Origin of the sequence: Psychrobacter sp. DAB_AL43B (assembly GCF_900168255.1) — a bacterium.
GTDB lineage: Bacteria > Pseudomonadota > Gammaproteobacteria > Pseudomonadales > Moraxellaceae > Psychrobacter.
Genome location: NZ_LT799838.1, coordinates 3,172,599 through 3,192,126 on the forward strand (window position 1 = coordinate 3,172,599; position 19,528 = coordinate 3,192,126).

Consider the following 19,528-nt stretch of genomic DNA (forward strand, 5'->3'; position numbering starts at 1 on the left):
TACTATTTTATGTGTTTTCTAGTTCATCTGAATAAAAGCTTCTTATCGTAAACGGCCATTTAAAGTGAGGGATTAAGAAATGCTCACAGTACAACATATATCGTTTGAACATCATCAAGATTTTGATGATTTTGAACTACAAGGTGACGATTATTTCAATTTAACAGTTAACCTACTGTTAGGTAATGAAATTGGGAGTGACATATACTATTTCAATTTAGTAAATGATTATAGAGAAAACTCTGATAGAGCAGTTATCGAGCAAAATGATATTTTTTTTAGAGAAAAGGGTGTATTCGTAACGAAGGTATTTGATAAGTATAGTTTACTGAATTTCGTTAAAACTTTAGTGGAAGAGAACACTTCTAATAAAAATTCAGATGAACAGTCGACTAACTTATCAAAATATTTTCATTGGGAGTTTGATAACTATATTCCATACCTAGAGTAATTTCCTGTTTAGATACGATTGGACGCCGTAAGAGGTTGGTCATCCTAATGTATACCCCAGCGGAACCAGTTATTTTACCCTCTAAACCTATTAACAGACCACTTAAAATAGACTGATATAATGGAACCACTTATAACAGACTGCTAATCTAGCTGACCTTATTATTCTAATATTAAAGATTTGAGCAAACAGCAGGATGCTGAATACATGTTACTAAAAGAGCTTCATTCCTCTTATAGCGCTCCATAAAGCGACGATAGCACTGAGTTCATGAGTGTATTCTACATACTATTAAATGAATATTACTTGATATGATGGCAGCTATTGCTAAGAAAGATTATAAGGTCTGGCGGCAGCAAGATACTAGTAAAGTAGCTTAAGATCGTCGTCCGTTTGCTTAATACAAACTATAGCTATTTAGGCATCCTAAAATGCTCGCGCTACATGATAGGCTTGATGTGTAAAAACCTGAAAAACTTAGCTAATTCAGTAGACAGTTTCCGAGAATATAGTTAGTCAACCTTGATTATAACCATCTCTCATATAATTAAGTCATGTTAAGGAAATAGGAATGAAACAGAGCCATATTGAAGACAATGAAAGTAATTCAGAATTTTTAAATAATGTGAAAGTGAGCCAGGAAGAGATCGCCAAGCGGCGCATTCTTCACAAGCACGTTCTCGGTAGTATTGGAGTTGGCGATAGCCCGATTAATCCAAACACTCGTCATATATTTAATGACTTTGTTGAAGGAAGAATTGCCACTACTGAAGAAGTAAGAGAGAAACTAATTAAGTATTACTCACAAATTAAAAATGAGTAAATGACTGAGAATGGAGTTATGCTGAAGAAACCTTAGAAAAGTACTTGGTAAATCAAATAATATATAAGAATACTTATATCACGAATAAAATAATCAAATGTAGCACAGCGTTTAAAATAGAAGCCATCAATAATATGGGAACATTAGTATGATAGCTAATTACTAGATATTAAGCTCAATAGGTGAGATTAACTAAACCTGTATGATAGGTATTTATTATCAGCCATTTACAGCTTCTATATTTATCAATGACTTAGAATACTCTTAGTATGATAGGTAATATTTATAACCAATCAAAGCAGCCCTTTATAAAGAAAGTAACATCCTACGACGGTTAATAAAATAGCAAAACATTTCTTCAACAGCTCTGGCGATAGTATATGAGCAACTTTTGCACCTAGCTTAGCGGTGAAAAAACTCATAATGCTAATCCCTAAAAAGGCATAAATGTGCACAAAGCCAATCGTATTGGGCACGTTTATGTCCTCCTGCATCCCAAAAATCATAAAGCCTAAAGCGCCGGCAATGGCGATAGGCAAACCACACGCCGCTGAGGTGCCAACTGCTTTTTGCATGACCACCCCATAACGCGTGAGATAAGGTACTGTCAAGCTGCCGCCGCCGATACCAAAAATGGCAGAAGCGATACCGATAATTCCACCTGCTGCTAATTGCTTAGGTTTTGAAGGAAGTACTGTATTAGCATTGCTAGTATCACCAGCATTGGTAGCATTGGTAGCATTGCTATCTACCCTCTTTTTGCCATCCATCAACATCTTATAGGCGACCCACAACAAAAATACACCAACAATGAGCTGAAGATACAGCCCAGATATCTGTCCTGCAATGCCTGCCCCTAAAAAACAACCAATCGCTAAGCCTGGTGCGAGATTTTTAAAAACAGGCCACATGACTGCGCCCTTTTTATTGTGTGCCATCAACGAGCTGATAGACGTGACAATAATGGTCGCCAGTGACGTGCCTAGTGCCAGATGCATAATAACGTCAGCCGGGTAATCCATTTGGGTAAAGACGATAAATAATAGTGGTACGATAATCGTTCCACCGCCCACACCGAATAGCCCCGCCGCAAATCCTGCTAGAGCGCCTATTATTAAGAAAATGATTAGTTCCACAGGATAGTTACTTCTCGGTTAAATGATTGGTTAAAGGGTTATGTTAGTTAAATGCTAATTAATTCGAGCGCTGATTTAATCGTTAACTTAAACGATTTCTACTTGACCCACTTGATGGTAAGAGCGATTAAAATAAACCAAACTTTCATCTGTTCCATCTTGTTGACCGCTTTGTTGATAGCCGTGCCTGACGGCGACAACACGACATATAAGGACACTATGCGTGCCAACTTCTTGAACTTGCTCAATCTCACAGTCAAAATTGACCAATGCATCATCTAACACAGGAGCACCCGTTTGTAATTGCGTCCAAGAGCCATATTCAAATCGTTCTTCCGAACTCAATTTTGATGCAAATGCATTGGATATTTGCTCATGCTGTGCGCCTAACACATTAACGCTTAGGATTTTATTTTCAATAAAATGGGCATGTGAGCGAGACGTCTGATTCATGCAAACAAGCAATGTGGGCGGTGTATCTGTGACGCTACATACCGCAGAGGCGGTAAAACCATGACAACCAGAGGTGCCTGTTGTGGTAACAACATTAACGGCGGTCGTTAACAAAGACATGGCGTCTCTAAAATCAGTTGCTTCAATCATCATGTGCCTCCTAAATTTGACTATCACTGGTCTTGTTCTTATATAGCAGATGGCGCTTAGGCAGTCAGTTCTTTACGAACGATTGCTGCGCCTGCGCTTAAAGCCGCAAGCTTACCGCGGGCTACTTGGCGAGACAACGGTGCCATGCCACAGTTAGTCGAAGGATAAAGCTTGTCCGCATCGACAAATTGCAGGGCTTTACGTAGCGTATTGGCCACTTCTTCAGGGGTCTCAATAGTATTGGTTGCTACATCAATTGCACCGATCATCACTTTTTTACCACGGATCAATTCTATTAAATCCATTGGAACATGTGAGTTTTGACATTCAAGTGAGACAATATCAATATTAGACTGTTGCAATTTAGGAAAGGCTTGCTCATATTGACGCCACTCTGAACCCAATGTCTTTTTCCAATCAGTGTTGGCTTTAATGCCATAACCGTAGCAAATATGCACTGCCGTTTCACATTTTAGACCTTCGATGGCACGCTCTAGCGTTGCGATACCCCAGTCATTGACGTCATCAAAGAACACATTAAAAGCCGGTTCATCGAATTGGATAATATCCACACCCGCCGCTTCCAATTCTCTCGCTTCCTGATTCAGAATTTTAGCAAATTCCCAAGCCAATTTTTCACGGCTTTTATAATGACCATCATACAGCGTATCAATCATCGTCATCGGACCGGGCAGTGCCCATTTAATCGGCTGATTGGTTTGCTGACGTAAAAACTTAGCATCTTCAACGAATACCGGCTTTTGGCGGCTCACCGCACCAACGACAGACGGCACACTGGCATCATAGCGATTACGAATTCGCACAGTCTTGCGCTTCTCAAAATCGACGCCATCAAGATGCTCAATAAACGTGGTCACAAAATGCTGACGGGTCTGCTCGCCATCACTGACGATATCAATGCCTGCATGCAGTTGTTCCTGCAATGTCAAACGCAGCGCATCTTGCTTGGCTTCAATCAATTGCTCACCCTCTAATGCCCAAGGTGACCAAATTTTCTCAGGTTCTGCCAACCAAGAAGGTTTGGGTAAGCTGCCAGCGGTTGAGGTCGGTAATAATATTGGTGTCGGTGATAATGTTGTCATGTGATTCATCTTCTTATTAATTTGTATTCTATATTTCGGCTAGTTAAGCAGCGCATTTTTTAACAGTGTGGTTGGTCACCACATAGCTTGCCGCCCACTCTTCAAGAATGGCTTGGTATGGCTTGATGAACTGCTCTTCAGTAAATTTTCCTTGCGTCACCGCCATTTGGCTGCGCTCTTCACGGTCATACACAATTTGAGTCAATGAATAATCTTGGTACTTTAAGCTTGGCTGATACACTTGAGCCGCTGTAGAATTGGCATTGTAAATCTCAGGTCGATAGATCTTTTGGAAAGTTTCCATCGTACTAATAGCACTAATCAGCTCAAAATCGGTGTAATCACTCAGCAAGTCACCCGCAAAATAAAACGCTAAAGGCGCAGCACTATCTGCAGGCATGAAGTAGCGAACCGTCAAGCCCATTTTGTGGAAATAATCATCGGTTAATGAATACTCATCCTGTCGGTATTCAACCCCTAATACCGGATGCTGGTTGGCAGTACGGTGATAAGCTTTACTGGTTGACACGCTGAGGCAAATAACTGGTTGTTTATTAAAGTTGGCTTTATAAGCCTCTGAGCTCAATAAGTATTGAAACAGTTTGCCGTGTAAATCACCAAAATCTTCTGGCGGTGGAGATGATGGATTTTTATCGAAATGTTCTAACAGTACGACGCTAAAATCATAGTCGCGTACATAGGAGGAGAAACTGTTGCCGATCATACCGTCAATATGCTTATTTTCTTTATGGTCAATAATTGTTGTTTTTAGCATCTCGATGATAGGGAATTCATTACCATCGCCTTCAATATCCATGTTTGCAGAAATAATATCAACATCAACAGAATAGCGGTCTGCAGTCGGATTGTCCGAATGTGCCAAGGCGTTAAAGCGATTATTGATCATTCTTAAGGTTTTGCGTAAGTTCTCTTGACGATGCTCGCCACGAGCCAAATTCGCAAAGTTAGTCGTTAGACGTGTGCTGTCTGCAGGATGATAGTTTTCATCAAAACGAATGCGCTTAATTGAACAGGTGAATTCTTTACTCATGGTGATTCGCTACCTTCATCTAATCTCGTTATCTGAGATAAAACCAAATTTGTGTATGAGGTAATCATACCTAAACCAAACCATGAATAAAAACGATGTAATCTAATTTAAAGATGAGTAAGATTCATGTTATTAAGTTGTTGGTAGGAAAGAGGATGAGATAGCGAAGAATTCATAACCAGAGAAATCAAAAAAACCTCTTTTGATTTCCTGTTTTTCAAATGAGCAGCGAGCAGTCAATCACTTCCTATGTGATTGACCTAGACACTTTATCTACACTGATTATCAACACTGATTATCAGCACTGATTATTTTTCGATGACTGGGCTTTCCTTATCTTTGCCATGCGGTATCAACCATTTACTAAACCATCCTGACAAATCATCCATCAAGGTATAGACCACCGGAATGACAACTAGGCTTAATAAAGTCGATGTCACCAAACCGCCTAATACCGCAGCGGCCATCGGTCGACGGAAGGTTGGGTCAGCATCGCCCCAACCAAATACCAATGGCAACATACCAGCACCCATCGCGATAGTAGTCATAATGATAGGACGCGCGCGCTTACGACACGAATCAATAATGGCCTCAAAACGTGCCAAACCACGGCGCTGGGCTATCAACGCATAATCGACCAACAAGATGGAGTTTTTGGTCGCAATGCCCATCAGCATAATAAAGCCAATCATCGAGGGCATCGACAGGCTGCTGTTGGTAATCACCAAGCCCACAAAGGCACCACCGATAGACAGCGGCAATGCCATCAAAATGGTAAAAGGCTGCAAGATACGCCCAAACAATAATATAAGAACGCCTAAAATACATACTACACCGACCGACATCGCAATCACAAAGCCACTGAATAACTCGGCCATATTTTCTGCTTGGCCTTGATCAATAATAGTCAAAGACGCTGGTAGTTTTTGCATACTAGGTATATTTTTGACTGCTTGTACCAAATCACCAAGCTCACCATTGGCAGGCTGGACGGTAATGCTAATCGCACGCTCACGATCGAGGCGACTGATTTGCGCAGGTCCAGTACCAAAGTCTAACGTCGCAACCTCACCGACACGTACTCCCTGTCCTGCTGGTAGAGCGCTTGGTACATATAAGCCTTCTAGTTGGCTAACGTTTTGCTTAGCGATATCTGGCAAGCGTACTACTATCGGTATCTGCCTCGTATCCAAATTAAGCTTGGATAAACGCTGCTCATAGTCACCGACGGTCGCCACACGTAAAGTCGTCGCGATATCTTGCGTCGTCACCCCTTTATCCGCCATTGCCAGTCTATTTGGCGTAACGGTCAACTCTTGGCGCGGTAGACTGCGATCACTGGTGACAGCGCCAGCACTTGGTAACTCACGAATCTCTGCCATCATCTGCTGTGCGGTTTGCTCAAGCAGTTGCGGGTCGGTGCTGGTTAAAGAAAAATTATAACCCGTCTCACCGCCACTCGATAGACCGACCGTAAAGCGAGCGCCAGGCACTTCTGCTAACATAGCACTAATTTTACGCTCAATTTCTTGCTTAGAGCCACGCTCTGCCCTCGGGGCAAGCACAATATCTAGACCAGCGATATTCTCGGATTTACCACCGCTAGAGGGTGAATCCATTGCGGCCTGCGCCTCGCCTACCGAAGTAAAAATATTGGTCACTTCAGGCATGGCCAATATACGCTCACTTGCCAGCGCGGCAACTCGCTCAGTGTCCTCTAACGCAACATCAGGTGTTAGCTCAATCGATACACGCGTCTGGTCAATATCATTATCAGGGATAAAAGAGGTTGGCAGTAATTTCACCAACGCTAATGAAGCCACAAACAAGACTAAGGTAGCAGACATCGTAATCCAGCGATGATCCAGCGTCCACGAGACCACTTTAAGATACCAATCCATCAGCGCGCTTTGTTTTTCAACGTGCTTTTTTTCTGGTTTCAATATATACGCCGCCATCATCGGTGTGATAAGACGCGCCACCATTAAAGAGGCAAATATGGATAATGCCGCTGTCCAGCCAAACTGGCGGAAGAACTGCCCAACGATACCGCCCATAAAGGCAGTCGGTAAAAACACGGCAATCAAGGTAAAGGTAGTGGCAACTACCGCTAAGCCAATCTCATCCGCCGCTTCCATCGCCGCTTCATAAGGCGTCTTCCCCATACGCAGATGTCGAATGATATTTTCAACCTCAACGATAGCATCGTCGACCAGTACACCAATGACCAGCGACAATGCCAATAGCGAGATGATATTTAAGCTAAAGCCAAACAGATACATACCCAAAAAAGTAGGGATGACGGACAGCGGTAACGCCACAGCAGCAACAAAAGTCGCGCGAATATTGCGCAAAAACAAGAACACCACGACCACCGCTAACAAGCCGCCTTCGATCAGCATCCGTAATGATGCTTGGTAATCTTCAGCGACTGGCGTTGCTCGATCATAGACTTTTTCGATATCGATATTGCCCACATCTGCAGACAGCTTAGCAAGCTCGGCGTCAACCAGTTCCATTACTTCAACTTCACTAGCACCACGCGAGCGGGTAATATTAAACGCAACCACCGTTTGCCCGTCGAGCTTGGCAATGGAGCTTGGGTCAGCAGCGCCATCAGTGATGTCTGCCATACGTCCAAGCGCTTGCGTACCGCCAGTAGGAACAGCTATTTGTAAATTATTAAGCTCGCTTGCACGCTCAACAGCGCCAAGGACACGGATGGTTTGTGTGGTTTTACCAACTTCGGCTTCACCGCCTGAGCTGTCTTGCTGAATGCCGGTAATTTGATTAGATAGTTGTGCAATAGAGAACTTCAAGCCACTCAGTGCGATAGGGTCAGCGGCGACGGTAATCTCACGCTGCAAACCGCCAATACGGCTGACCGTGCTGACACCGGGTATGTCAGAGAGGCGTTTGGTGACGGTATCATCAACAAACCAAGATAAGTCCTCCACATTCATATTTTCAGCAGCAACAGAGTAAGTAACAACTGGAAATCCTGATGTTGAGACTTTGGTAATAATGGGGTCATTGGCAGCGGCTGGCAAATCGCCACGTACCTCACCGACTGCTGAACGTACATCGTCGACCGCTTCTTGGATGTCTTTTTCTAAGACAAACTCGGTGACCATAGTCGCCGCGCCAGTCTGTAGCGTCGTACGAATATGCTTGACGCCCTCAATACTGGTAAGCTTGTTTTCTACCTTTTTTGCAATATCATTTTCAAGCTGGGAGGGCGCAGCACCCGGTAAGGTGACGGTAACCACCACCGCTGGCAAGTCAATATCAGGAAACTGCTGCACCTTCATTTTCATAAAGCCATAGATACCGCCCAAGGTCAGCAGCACAAACAGCAAGATAGCAACTAAAGGATTTCTAATCGAGTAAGCTGAAACATTTAAACTCATGAGCGCGCCTGCGTGGCTGTGCCAGTTGCTTGTTTACCAGTTGCTTTCTTATTAACCGCTTCTTTATTCGCATCAGCATCAGCATCAGCATCAGCTTGCTTGCTCATTTTATTGATACCATCGACGATACGTACCAAGTCACCATCATTTAAAAAACTACCGCCTTGCTTCACAATACGACTCTCAGCAGGGAGTGGCTCTGTAATCGCCACACTATCGCCAAAGCGCTCGCCCAATGTCACGCGCTGTTGTTTGATACGACCTGTATTTTTACCGTCTTGAGTACTGATATTGGTCACCAGCATCACATAATCATAGCCATCATTGCTGACAATAGCGCTATTAGGTATGGTTTGGGCACTGCTGCTACCCAATAAAAACTCGCCCGTTTGATACATGCCTGCCCGCGCTTTTGCGTTAGCAGCGAGGCTGGCATAAATGGTGATTTGCCTATTATTATCTGCAGTTGGTGCGATACGGCTGACCTGACCCATGACAGAGTCGCCGCCTGGCAAGCTAACTTGCACCGGTGTACCCACATTAACCTCACCGATAAGCTTAGGGTCGATATCCGCACGCCACTCTAAAATGCCACCTTTAATAATGGTAAACAATGGCTCTCCACCCGCAACCATTCCAACTTCAGCCATTTTTTCACTGATGACACCGCTAACGGGTGCGACCACGTTGGCATTAGAGATACTTAAGCGCTGCGTACTCAGCCGAGCTTTAGATGCTTGTAACGCAGCCTGCGCTTGCAGTTTGGAAGTGCGATAGCGATCTGCTTCTTGTTTACTGATGGCATCAATATCAATGAGTGGCAGGACGCGTGCGGCATCGGCAGTGGCATTGGCAAGCGTTGCTTCTGCTTCGGCAACATCTGCTTCAGCTTGCAAGACTTGCTGCTCCATCGCATCGGTATCAAATATTGCCAGTACTTGACCGGCTTTGACGCGCTCGCCTTCTTCAACCAATATACGCTCAATCGCCACGCCATTCACTTTAGCACTGACATTGGCGATATCTTTGGCATTGATGGTTCCATCAGCACTTAGGGTATTACCAATATTATCTTGGCTTGGCATCACAGTTTCTACCGATAGGACGGCTTGTTCAGTATTAACATCATTTACCTCTCCGTCACTACTTTGCGTATTAGTAGAGGCTGGCGAATCATTTGTCGCTACTTTATCGCCACCCCAGTACTTTCCAACCAAAACGCCGATAACAAGCACGATTGCCAATACTGGCAACAACCATAGAGGAAACTTTGACGCTGGCTTATTTATTAGCCTGTCCGATTGACGGTATGGTGGTAGCTCAGATTCAACTGGCGGCTTGTTGTCTTCAACATCGCTCATGATAACTCTCTATAAATATGGGCAGTAATAAAATTGATATATTTAGTATATTGATGCTAAAAAACTGAGATTAATAAGGTGTAGTAACAGTAGTAAGTAACAGTAATAAGTAACCATAAAACGTCATAAGCAATTGGAATAAAAATCATAGCGCTTTACGATAGATCTTATTTAGTAAAGAAGTTGATAACGGTCTCTAAGACACTGTTTATTATTACAATAGTCTATAAATTTATTGAGGATAGCATATATTAAGCCATCCTCTTATTTATATATATAGTGTCTTATGTTCGTAAGTTTGGGATTTTCTAAAGATATTTTAGGGCAAAAATTCTTTTACAGCATATGTCATCAATAGGCGCTATATAGACAAATAATAGTAAGAACGTCACACAAATTATTTGGGTTGGGTATGAACACTATTTATCACTTATCATTCATAACTGATTATTAGTCACGTAAAAAATATAACGCACACTTTTGAAGGTGTGCGTTATATTTACGCCAATATTTTAAACTCTTTATAAACGTTACATTAAAAACGATATCCTACGCCGAGATAAGTAATATATGGGTCGATATCAAGGGTAGTACTCGAACGGATTAACTCCTCTCCTGCATCATTTTTAACGGTAATAGTAGTATCGCTATTTAGTTTCGCATAAGAAATAGAACCTACACCAAACCATCTATCATTAAAGTCATAAGTAGCCCCAAGTGTAACGATCGGCGCAAATGCGCTGTCTGCTTCAACATCCACGCTCATGCCGCTAGCAGATTTCACATCTTCTAAAGCAGCGCCGGCTTTATTATCTTTAATATTTTGAATCTGATGCCCCGCAATTTCTAAATCTTGACGAATACCGGGATTGAGCTCAATGTCATTAAAATAGGCGTAAAGCACCCCAGCACCGACATAAGGACGGAACTTATTGACTCCAGATTTACCAAATTGGTAATGTACTTCAGCTGCTGGCAACCATGCTCGAGCACTGGAAGCCACACCATCACCCTGCTCTAAGTTAGTGATAGGTATATCTTTTGAAATCTCGAAATCACCCAACAGTCCTCCTGCAATACCACTTGGACTGACTTTGCCAGTTAATGGTGCAAAAACTTGTCCTTTACCTAAGATATCTACCTTCGGTGGTATACCCGCTTTCAACTCCATCGACCAGTTATCAGTAAGGTAATAGTTAAACAACAACCCTACCGTATCTGCATCGTCAGCTTGCAGTCCCGTGCCAGCGCTACTCCAGCTTTCTAAGCCACTGATTTCAGTAGTACCAGAAACATCACCTAGCACAAGAACGTTGGACAAATCCGTCTCAGCGCCTAAAGCGCCTAAAGTGCCGTCTATAAGACCGAAACCTTTCTGACCTTTAACAAGTACATCTCGTACGGTTTTGACTTTAACACTGCCGTTTTCAGCGACAGTACCATCTTTGATGGCTGTCGTGTTTTGCAATGGATTGGCAGTGCCTTGCGGAGCAGCATGTAACCAACCGGCAGAGACCGAAAAGCGTTTGAAGCTACCATCAGTTTTAAAGTAATCGAATTCTGCAAAAGCAGATTGGCTGAAAAATAATGGCGTAGCGATAGCACAGGTGAGTGCTAAAATCTTTTTCATGGGACATCCTTGTCTGAAAATTTATGCAGGAGATAATCGCCTAGATAGAGCGATAATCATTAAACAGATAAGACATGAGCTGGCAATATTAAGCCAATCAAGCTTCTAACTCCCTGTCAGAATCCGTCAAATTACTAGTTACCATATATTTTCGACAGCGTATTTTTGCGCAAAAAATACTGTAAAAATAAAATACAAGTAAACAATAGACTACTAAAAAAAGCGATCTACTGCATAAACTGCCACATTAGTAGCCATATATCAACATTGACTAGTGAACTGATAAGTAGATATTCGTCGACAAGAATACAAAGAACTTCTCTTTATATTCTCAATTTAAATTAGGATGGGATGAGAAAAACTGGTCTTTACTAGAGATTTATTAGGCTAATAGCCCATTAAATATTAGTAATTAAAAGTCCAGATATTAAGAGGCTAGATCATGATAAAAAGCTGCGAAGTTTAGATTTTTCGGGCTAAATTCTGGGTTGGATAAAAGTAGCGACGACCTCTTAACTGAGATACTGCTACACTCATTTATATGCAAACGAACATGGGAAATTGTTAGCTGTTAGCCATAAACAAAGATGCAATTAGTTAGCCTCAAGCATTAGTATAGCGACTGGCTTCCGGCATCCAGCGATGAATGAGCTGGCTGACATCCGCTTTACGTGCAGGATCTGCGATTAAATGTTTTGCGAGCCGCTGAGCAATGGCAAATAACTGCTCATCGCGAATGAGATCAGCCAAATAATAGCCAATATTACCCGTTTGGCGTTTGCCTAACAGCTCGCCAGGGCCTCGCAATTCTAGATCTTTTTGGGCAATAACAAAACCATCGGTACTATCACGCAACACGTTTAAGCGCTCAGTACCCGTCTCCGATAAGGGTTTCTGATAGAGCAGCACGCAGTAACTTTTGGTTGAGCCACGCCCGACGCGCCCGCGTAATTGATGTAATTGCGACAGACCCAATCGTTCCGCATTTTCGATGACCATTAATGAAGCGTTCGGCACATCAACTCCGACTTCGATGACCGTAGTGGCAATCAATAAATCAAGCTGCCCTGCTTTAAATGCTTGCATAATAGCTTGTTTGTCAGCCCCTTTCATTTTGCCATGTACCAGCCCAATACGAATATCTAAGCGCTCGCTCAAATCTTCATAAGTCGCCTCGGCAGCTTGCGCATCTAGCACGCTAGACTCTTCCACCAGTGAGCAAACCCAATACGCTTGCCTACCAGCTTCACAATTCACTGCAATACGTTCAATCACCTCATCACGGCGATTACGGTCAATGGTAACAGTAGTAATTGGCGTGCGTCCCGGTGGCAATTCATCGATAATCGAGGTATCCATATCACCATAAACACTCATCGCCAGCGTGCGCGGAATCGGCGTTGCGGTCATAATCAGCTGATGCGGTGTGCTACCAGCCACGCCTTTATTGGTCAACGCCATACGTTGTTCGACGCCAAACCGATGTTGTTCATCGATAATGACCAGTCCCAATTTAGCAAATTTGACTTGTTCTTGAAATAACGCATGAGTACCAACGACGATTTGTACGGTATTTTCTGCCACTGCTTCTAACGCTTCTCGGCGCTGCTTAGCCGTTTGCTTACCAGCGAGCCAGCCGACCCCAATACCTAACGGCTCAAACCATTGTTTAAAATTAACCAAATGCTGTTCTGCTAAGATTTCCGTCGGTGCCATGACAGCGACTTGCCAGCCACTATCAAGCGCATAGCCTGCCGCGCCTGCCGCAACTAACGTCTTACCCGCGCCCACGTCTCCTTGTACCAAGCGCAACATCGGAATGGACGTTGCCATATCAGCAGTAATGTCTTTCATGACTCTTTTTTGTGCGCCCGTCAAATCAAACGGTAGCGCGGCAAATAGCTGATCAGCCAATGGGCTTTGCGTGGCACATTTGGGCGCTTTGTACTGATGTAATTGCTGACGTCGATATAATAGACTGAGCTGATGCGCGGTCAGTTCCTCAATAATGAGGCGCTGACAGGCAGCATGAGTACGCGCACTTAGCTGGGTTAACAGTTTATATTGCTGACCGGCGTCGGTATAAGTAGGCGGCGTATGCAGTAATACTAACGCTTCAAATATCGTCAGATTATAGACATTATTAGCCGTACTAGCAGCGACTGTATTGGCATCATTATTGGCATGATTATTTACATTATAAAGGTATGGATCAGCTCTATTGACGCTATTACTCATAGTATGGTCAGGCACACTGCGCGCCAATGTTGAGAAGATATCTTCTGGATAATCGGGCTCTGTTATCGATAATTTAGCTGGCTCAAAAGGCACTAACGGCAAGTCAGCAACGACTGCAAAATCCTCAGGCGTAAACAAGGTCATTGGTAGACCCTGACTACGAACCGTTTGCAAGGCAAGCTTAATTAGCGTGCGCAGCTTATTTTGATGTAAACCTTTGACGCTTGGATAAATAGGCTGTAAACCGGTATTTACTACTGTCTCATTGCTGCTGATAATCTGATATTCAGGATGATGTATTTGCTTGCCGTAACGGCTGACTTTGACTTCACCGAACAACTGCAAATGCGTACCTAAGCACATAGTTTGAGCAAGTCCACGATAAACCTTGAAAAATCGCAAAGATATCGTACCCGTATCATCATCTACAATCACTGTCATGCCGCTGCGGTTGGTATCAACATGCACGACGCGACCAGTAATTAAGGCGGCTTGCCCATGAGCCACATCGCCTATTGATACTAAGCGACTGCGGTCTTCGTAATCACGTGGCAGATGTAGCAGCAAATCAAAAATACGGGCGATACCCAATTGGGTTAATTGCTCAGCTACTTTTGGTCCAACACCTGCCAGCGCCGTCACCGGCATATCAATTGCTGAGACGACCATATCAGAGCTTGCATGCTTTGATGCATTCTTTGATATAGGGTCTGATAAATGAGGTGAAGCAGAGTTAACCGATGTGGGCATCAAGAATCCTAACGATGTTAATATAAATTATATGGAGTCAACCGTCTGATGTTAAAATCTCTAGCATTTTATAAGCTGTCTTATAATGTGATAATAATCAATACTCTATAAAACGCTAAGCTATAACGCTAAATTATCATGATAACTAACCACCTAATGGCTTATGCTAAGCTATTTAGTCATACGACGTCTAGCCGATTTATGAGTAAACAAATAATTAATAGGGTTCATAGGCTATCATCCAGCAATGGTTTGTTTTATGACGCTAATTATAAGGTTTTTTATGTCCGTTCATTCTATGCGCTACCCCTATCGTTATTATTTAAGCCCTCATTATTTAATACTATTGCGTATTGGTCTGCTTACCTTATTTGGGCTATTTATTAGTGCTTGCAATAGTTTGACGCCAGTCGCTCCAACAGAGACGCTGATGCCGAATAAACCTAAGGTGGCATTAGTGTTGGGTGGTGGTGGTGCCAAAGGTTTCGCTCATGTAGGCGTGATTAAAGCACTAGAAGAGAACGGTATCACACCGACGCTGGTAGTCGGCACCAGCGTCGGTAGTTTGGTGGGTAGCCTATATGCCAGTGGTTATACAGCAAAGCAGCTTGAACGCTTAGCACTGGACATAACCGATAGTGAGTTGACAGACTTTACCTTATCTAATCAAGGCTTTATCGAAGGTATTAAGCTCAAAAACTTTATTAACGCTAACGTTGGTGGACGAAAGATAGAAAGTTTCCCAATCAGCTTTGCCGCGGTTGCTGCCGAAAAGCAGTCACTAAAAAAAGCCGTCTTTACCACTGGTGATGCTGGGCTTGCCGTACAAGCTTCTTGTAGTGTCCCTAATATTTTTATTGCGCCGCGAATTCCTGAAAAAGTCGGCAAAAAATATATCGATGGTGGCGTGGTCAGTTTAGTGCCGGTTGATAGCGCCCGTGATTTAGGTGCCGACATTATCATCGCCGTTGATGTCACTGCTGCTAACGCTAATATCTCTAACACTAACAAAATACCGACCGTTAATTCATTAACCAGCTTTTGGGGATTTCTTGAAAACAATATTGCCTTTAACGCCTTTAACGCCTTTAACGCCTCTAACGTTGCGAATGTCTCTAAGCAATCAAGCATCAATAGTGTCATACCAATGCGTCATGAGCGTGATCGCGCTGATATTGTTATTATCCCCAATGTCGGTCACATCAGTTCAATAGATACTAGCCAGCGCAGCGCCTTGATTACTGCTGGCGCGCAAGCCACTACCGCTCAGATCAGTGCAATTAAGCAATTAATTCACGAAAAAACTCAATTAGACAAAAAGACCAGTTAAAGAAAAGACTCAGCTCAAATATGAAATTTTCTAATTGATAGACAAGCACAGTGGCTACGACTCCACTGCTGACGACAAAAAAGCACCGCAGCAATAAACTGTGGTGCTTTCTTTAATGCTGTAAATACTAACTAAATGCTAAGCAAATACCGATTAAGCAAAACCTAGTAGTAAAGCATTTACTTAAAATCAGTCACTTAAAACTATTCACTTAAAATCATGCACTTAAAAACGGGTTACTTATTTAACACGCGCACGGTATTTAACTGCGACGGTATCATTAAGCCCAACGCCTTCAAGGTCCCAGCGTACTGCTTTATAGAACTTTAAAGGAATTTCTTGCAGCTGATTGTCAACCTTTCCACGTAACGGCATACGGGCAAAAGTATTGCCGTCCGCACTGCCATAGGGAAAATCAGGAGAGACGGCGCGCAGCAATTCCACTTGTTCTGGGATGCTCATCGTCACGGTCATTTTCCGGACTCGATCAGCATTGGTATTGGTAAAATAGCCTTGATACTCTAGGACATTACCTGACTGCAAACGCGTATTTGCCGTCACAGGAACCAGCACTTCTTGACCATTGGCATCCACACTAATCAATGACGCGGTGATTTTACTATTGACCGCTTGCGCATTTGACTGACTGGCTTGGTTGGTATTTGACTGAACAGCCACTGAATTATCAACCGCTTGTTCTGGCGTGGGCAACATCGCTGATGCCTGCGTTACTGCCATTACGCCAACGAGCGTACCGGCGACAACATGAAACAAGCGGTGTCCGCTCCATGCACTGAATGGATTAGCAAAATGGTTACTTTTCTTCATGACATTCATTATCCCTGGTTAATGTATCGGTAAAACGAAGCTAATAAAATTTAATGGTTTTTTAAAATGTATGATGGTGAGCAAGCTATCATCATATATTCTTATACTTAATCATGTTAGTTTTTTGAACTTCATTATTTTTATCAATTATCTGCGTAAGCTATCTGGAAAGCAATAGCGCTTAGCATAACAAAAAGCGTTTATACGTATACTAACCGCGTGTTGAGGTTGTGTATATCATTAATCAGCTAGAAAGGCTTATTAAGCCACTGAAATAAAAGATAGCTCATAACGGCGTTTTTTGCTATGGTAAATCTTTAGCGATCCTTTAGCGACAAGCATTTTCTGTCATGCCCTTTTTCTTATTCTAACGACTATTGCTGCCATTATGACTACTAGCGCCATGCCCCAGATCAACCCTGAATACGTCCATTGGTTCCGTAATTCTGCCCCTTATATCAATACGCATCGCGGCAAAACGTTCGTGATTATGTTTGGCGGTGAAGCGGTCAATCATCCAAATTTTAGTACACTGATTCATGACTTTGCTTTATTGCATAGCTTGGGTATCAAGCTGGTATTGGTGCATGGTGCGCGACCACAAATCGAAAAAAACCTCAAAGATGCTGATATCACATCGCCACTGCATCAAGACATTCGCGTGACACCCCGCGTCGCAATGCCTTCTATATTACAAGCCGTTGGTGCTATTCGCTTGCAGATTGAAGCCCAACTGTCGATGGGGCTTGCAAACTCACCCATGTATGGCTCGCGCATTGATGCGGTTTCAGGTAACTTTGTGACCGCTCGTCCTTATGGTATCCGTGATGGCGTTGATTACCAGATGACGGGCGAAGTACGCTCTATCGACGTTGAAGCGATTAAAAATAACCTAATACACGACCATATTGTGATTTTAGGCTCAATGGGTTATTCGGCGACTGGGGAAGTTTTCAACTTACTGGCTGAAGACGTGGCTCTGAGTGCAGCCGTAGCACTTGGCGCTGACAAACTTATATTCTTGGGCGAGGAAGCCGGTATCAATCACGATGATCGTTTATTACGTGAAATGATTCCAAATGAAGTCGACCGCTTCTTACGTGACCGTGATTTGAACTGTGAGATTAATTACTTTTTAAGCTGTGCCAGTAATGCTTGTCGTCAAGGCGTTCATCGCACCCACATCATCTCATACGCCAAAGATGGTGCGCTACTCGAGGAGCTATTCACTCGTGATGGCTCTGGGACACTGATTAGCCACGACCCTTATGAAGAGATTCGCCGTGCTGACATCGACGATGTGGTGGGGCTGATAGAACTATTATCGCCGCTAGAAGAGCAAGGCATCTTGGTTAGCCGCTCACGCGAGCGTTTGGAGCAAGAGATTGACAACTATAGCGTCATTGAGCGCGATGGCATGATTTTAGGCTGTGCAGCACTTTATCCGCTCGATGCAGATTCAGCGGAGGTTGCCTGCGTCGCGGTACATCCTGAATATCGCAGCGGTAGCCGCGGGGCTGATTTGCTGGCGTTTTTAGAGCAACAAGCCCGCAGCCATGGGCTACACAAGCTATTTGTACTCACCACTCGTACCGCGCATTGGTTTGTCGAGCAAGGTTTTGCTGAAGTTGAGGCGAGCGCCTTACCTGAAGCACGGCGCGAGCAATATAATAATGGTCGTAATTCTAAAGTTTTTCAAAAAAATCTTTAGGTAACGCCTGAATTGACTCTAATACGCTCACTGATATCGGTTGTGCAAACCCTATGCTGTTGAATTAAAAAATCTTCAATCCTAATAGCTTGCGTTACAAAATCAGTCATAAAACCTGCCACAAAACCCGTTACAAAAAAAGCCCTCTAATATTAGAGGGCTTTCTTATTATCTTTTATAGATATCTTTTATCATTGCTTCTTAACAATGCTAATAACGCATTATTTTACTTTTAATAGCTCAACAGTAAAGATAAGCGTGCTGTTAGGCTCGATACCTGCGTTGCCCGCTTCGCCATAAGCGATATCAGCTGGAATATAAAACTCGTATTTACCACCCTCTTTCATCAACTGTAGACCTTCAGTCCAGCCAGCAATAACTTGATTGAGTGGGAATTCAATTGGCTCACCGCGCTCATAAGAGCTGTCGAATACAGTACCGTCGATCAATTTACCTTCGTAATTTACTTCAACCACGTCAGTTGCTTTTGGTGATTTGCCAGTACCTGCGGTCACTACTTTATATTGTAGACCCGAAGCTGTGGTTTTTACGCCTGCTTTCTTACCATTCTCTGCTAGGAATGCCGCGCCTTTGGTTTTATTTTCACCCGCTTTGCTTTCCATATCTTTCACAAACTTCTCTTCTTGGTCTTTTTGATAAGTCATCAATACTTCTTCCATTTGCTCTTTAGTCAACGCTGAGTCTTTACCTTCATAGCCGTCACGAAAGCCTTTCTCAAAGGTATCAAGATCCAAATCGCCAACTGCTTCTTTATTTCCTTCCGCCATCATAAAGCCCAAACTATAACCCACTTTTTCATTTGCTGGGCTTTGCTCAGTGACAGAAACGCTTTGGGCTGCGGTTTCTTGATTACCGTTGTTAGTGCTACAACCTGTGATTAATAACATAGCGCTAGCAAGTGCACCGACGCTTAGGGTAGTAATTTTTTTCATAGAATACTCTCAAATTGTAATAATAGTGGCGAGATGTCACATTCTCTTATAATAGCAAATCTTAGTTTTGGGGGCTATGATTCCCTTGAAATTATCGGTCAAATGTACAGTCTATGTTAATATTTGCCGCAAAAATAACAACTTATCACA

Annotated in this window: 14 protein-coding genes; 4 read left to right on the forward strand and 10 right to left on the reverse strand. The window is 43.1% G+C overall.

The window, feature by feature from the left end; genetic code table 11:
• Positions 1-79: 79 nt before the first annotated feature.
• Positions 80-451 (forward strand): Imm8 family immunity protein, encoded by a 372-nt coding sequence (locus DABAL43B_RS13535; RefSeq protein ID WP_079692876.1) that lies wholly within the window; start codon positions 80-82, stop codon positions 449-451.
• A gap of 571 nt (positions 452-1,022) precedes the next feature.
• The gene (locus tag DABAL43B_RS13540) at positions 1,023-1,274 is read left to right on the forward strand and encodes a hypothetical protein (protein ID WP_079692877.1); all 252 of its coding nucleotides are present in this window, start codon (positions 1,023-1,025) and stop codon (positions 1,272-1,274) included.
• A gap of 293 nt (positions 1,275-1,567) precedes the next feature.
• Here DABAL43B_RS13540 and DABAL43B_RS13545 read toward each other — a convergent pair whose 3' ends face one another.
• The 8 genes from DABAL43B_RS13545 to recG all read right to left on the reverse strand — a co-directional run bounded on the left by DABAL43B_RS13545 (position 1,568) and on the right by recG (position 14,556).
• Positions 1,568-2,410, reverse strand: coding sequence for a sulfite exporter TauE/SafE family protein (locus tag DABAL43B_RS13545; RefSeq protein WP_079692878.1), 843 nt, complete (start codon positions 2,408-2,410; stop codon positions 1,568-1,570).
• An 87-nt stretch (positions 2,411-2,497) separates the two neighbouring features.
• Positions 2,498-3,013 (reverse strand): flavin reductase, encoded by a 516-nt coding sequence (locus DABAL43B_RS13550; RefSeq protein WP_079693135.1) that lies wholly within the window; start codon positions 3,011-3,013, stop codon positions 2,498-2,500.
• A 56-nt stretch (positions 3,014-3,069) separates the two neighbouring features.
• Entirely contained in the window at positions 3,070-4,116 is a 1,047-nt protein-coding gene (locus tag DABAL43B_RS13555) for a methionine synthase (RefSeq protein WP_079692879.1), read from the reverse strand.
• 43 nt (positions 4,117-4,159) lie between these two features.
• Positions 4,160-5,167, reverse strand: a complete 1,008-nt coding sequence (locus DABAL43B_RS13560) for a DUF1852 domain-containing protein (RefSeq protein WP_079692880.1) — start codon at positions 5,165-5,167, stop codon at positions 4,160-4,162.
• A 308-nt stretch (positions 5,168-5,475) separates the two neighbouring features.
• Entirely contained in the window at positions 5,476-8,577 is a 3,102-nt protein-coding gene (locus tag DABAL43B_RS13565) for an efflux RND transporter permease subunit (RefSeq protein WP_079692881.1), read from the reverse strand.
• The gene (locus DABAL43B_RS13570; RefSeq protein WP_079692882.1) at positions 8,574-9,938 is read right to left on the reverse strand and encodes an efflux RND transporter periplasmic adaptor subunit; all 1,365 of its coding nucleotides are present in this window, start codon (positions 9,936-9,938) and stop codon (positions 8,574-8,576) included. Before DABAL43B_RS13570 ends, DABAL43B_RS13565 begins: the two co-directional genes overlap by 4 nt.
• A gap of 535 nt (positions 9,939-10,473) precedes the next feature.
• Entirely contained in the window at positions 10,474-11,568 is a 1,095-nt protein-coding gene (locus DABAL43B_RS13575; protein WP_079692883.1) for an OmpW/AlkL family protein, read from the reverse strand.
• A gap of 603 nt (positions 11,569-12,171) precedes the next feature.
• Positions 12,172-14,556 carry an ATP-dependent DNA helicase RecG gene (recG, locus tag DABAL43B_RS13580; RefSeq protein ID WP_079692884.1) on the reverse strand — a complete coding sequence of 795 codons (2,385 nt, stop codon included), beginning with the start codon at positions 14,554-14,556 and terminating at the stop codon, positions 12,172-12,174.
• Positions 14,557-14,839: 283 nt separating this feature from the next.
• Here recG and DABAL43B_RS13585 point away from each other — a divergent pair, with 283 nt between their 5' ends.
• A complete protein-coding gene (locus DABAL43B_RS13585; RefSeq protein ID WP_079692885.1) occupies positions 14,840-15,886 on the forward strand; it encodes a patatin-like phospholipase family protein in 1,047 nt (348 codons plus the stop codon).
• 240 nt (positions 15,887-16,126) lie between these two features.
• On the opposite strand, the gene DABAL43B_RS13590 is transcribed toward DABAL43B_RS13585, so the two are convergent.
• Positions 16,127-16,714, reverse strand: coding sequence for a hypothetical protein (locus DABAL43B_RS13590; RefSeq protein WP_079693136.1), 588 nt, complete (start codon positions 16,712-16,714; stop codon positions 16,127-16,129).
• Positions 16,715-17,102: 388 nt separating this feature from the next.
• Between DABAL43B_RS13590 and argA the strand changes: the two genes are divergently transcribed.
• Positions 17,103-18,425: an amino-acid N-acetyltransferase gene (gene argA, locus DABAL43B_RS13595; RefSeq protein WP_079692886.1), complete on the forward strand. Its 1,323-nt coding sequence runs from the start codon at positions 17,103-17,105 to the stop codon at positions 18,423-18,425.
• Between the two features lie 221 nt (positions 18,426-18,646).
• Here argA and DABAL43B_RS13600 read toward each other — a convergent pair whose 3' ends face one another.
• On the reverse strand, positions 18,647-19,378 hold the full coding sequence (locus DABAL43B_RS13600) for an FKBP-type peptidyl-prolyl cis-trans isomerase (protein ID WP_079692887.1): 732 nt from the start codon (positions 19,376-19,378) through the stop codon (positions 18,647-18,649).
• Positions 19,379-19,528 lie beyond the last annotated feature (150 nt).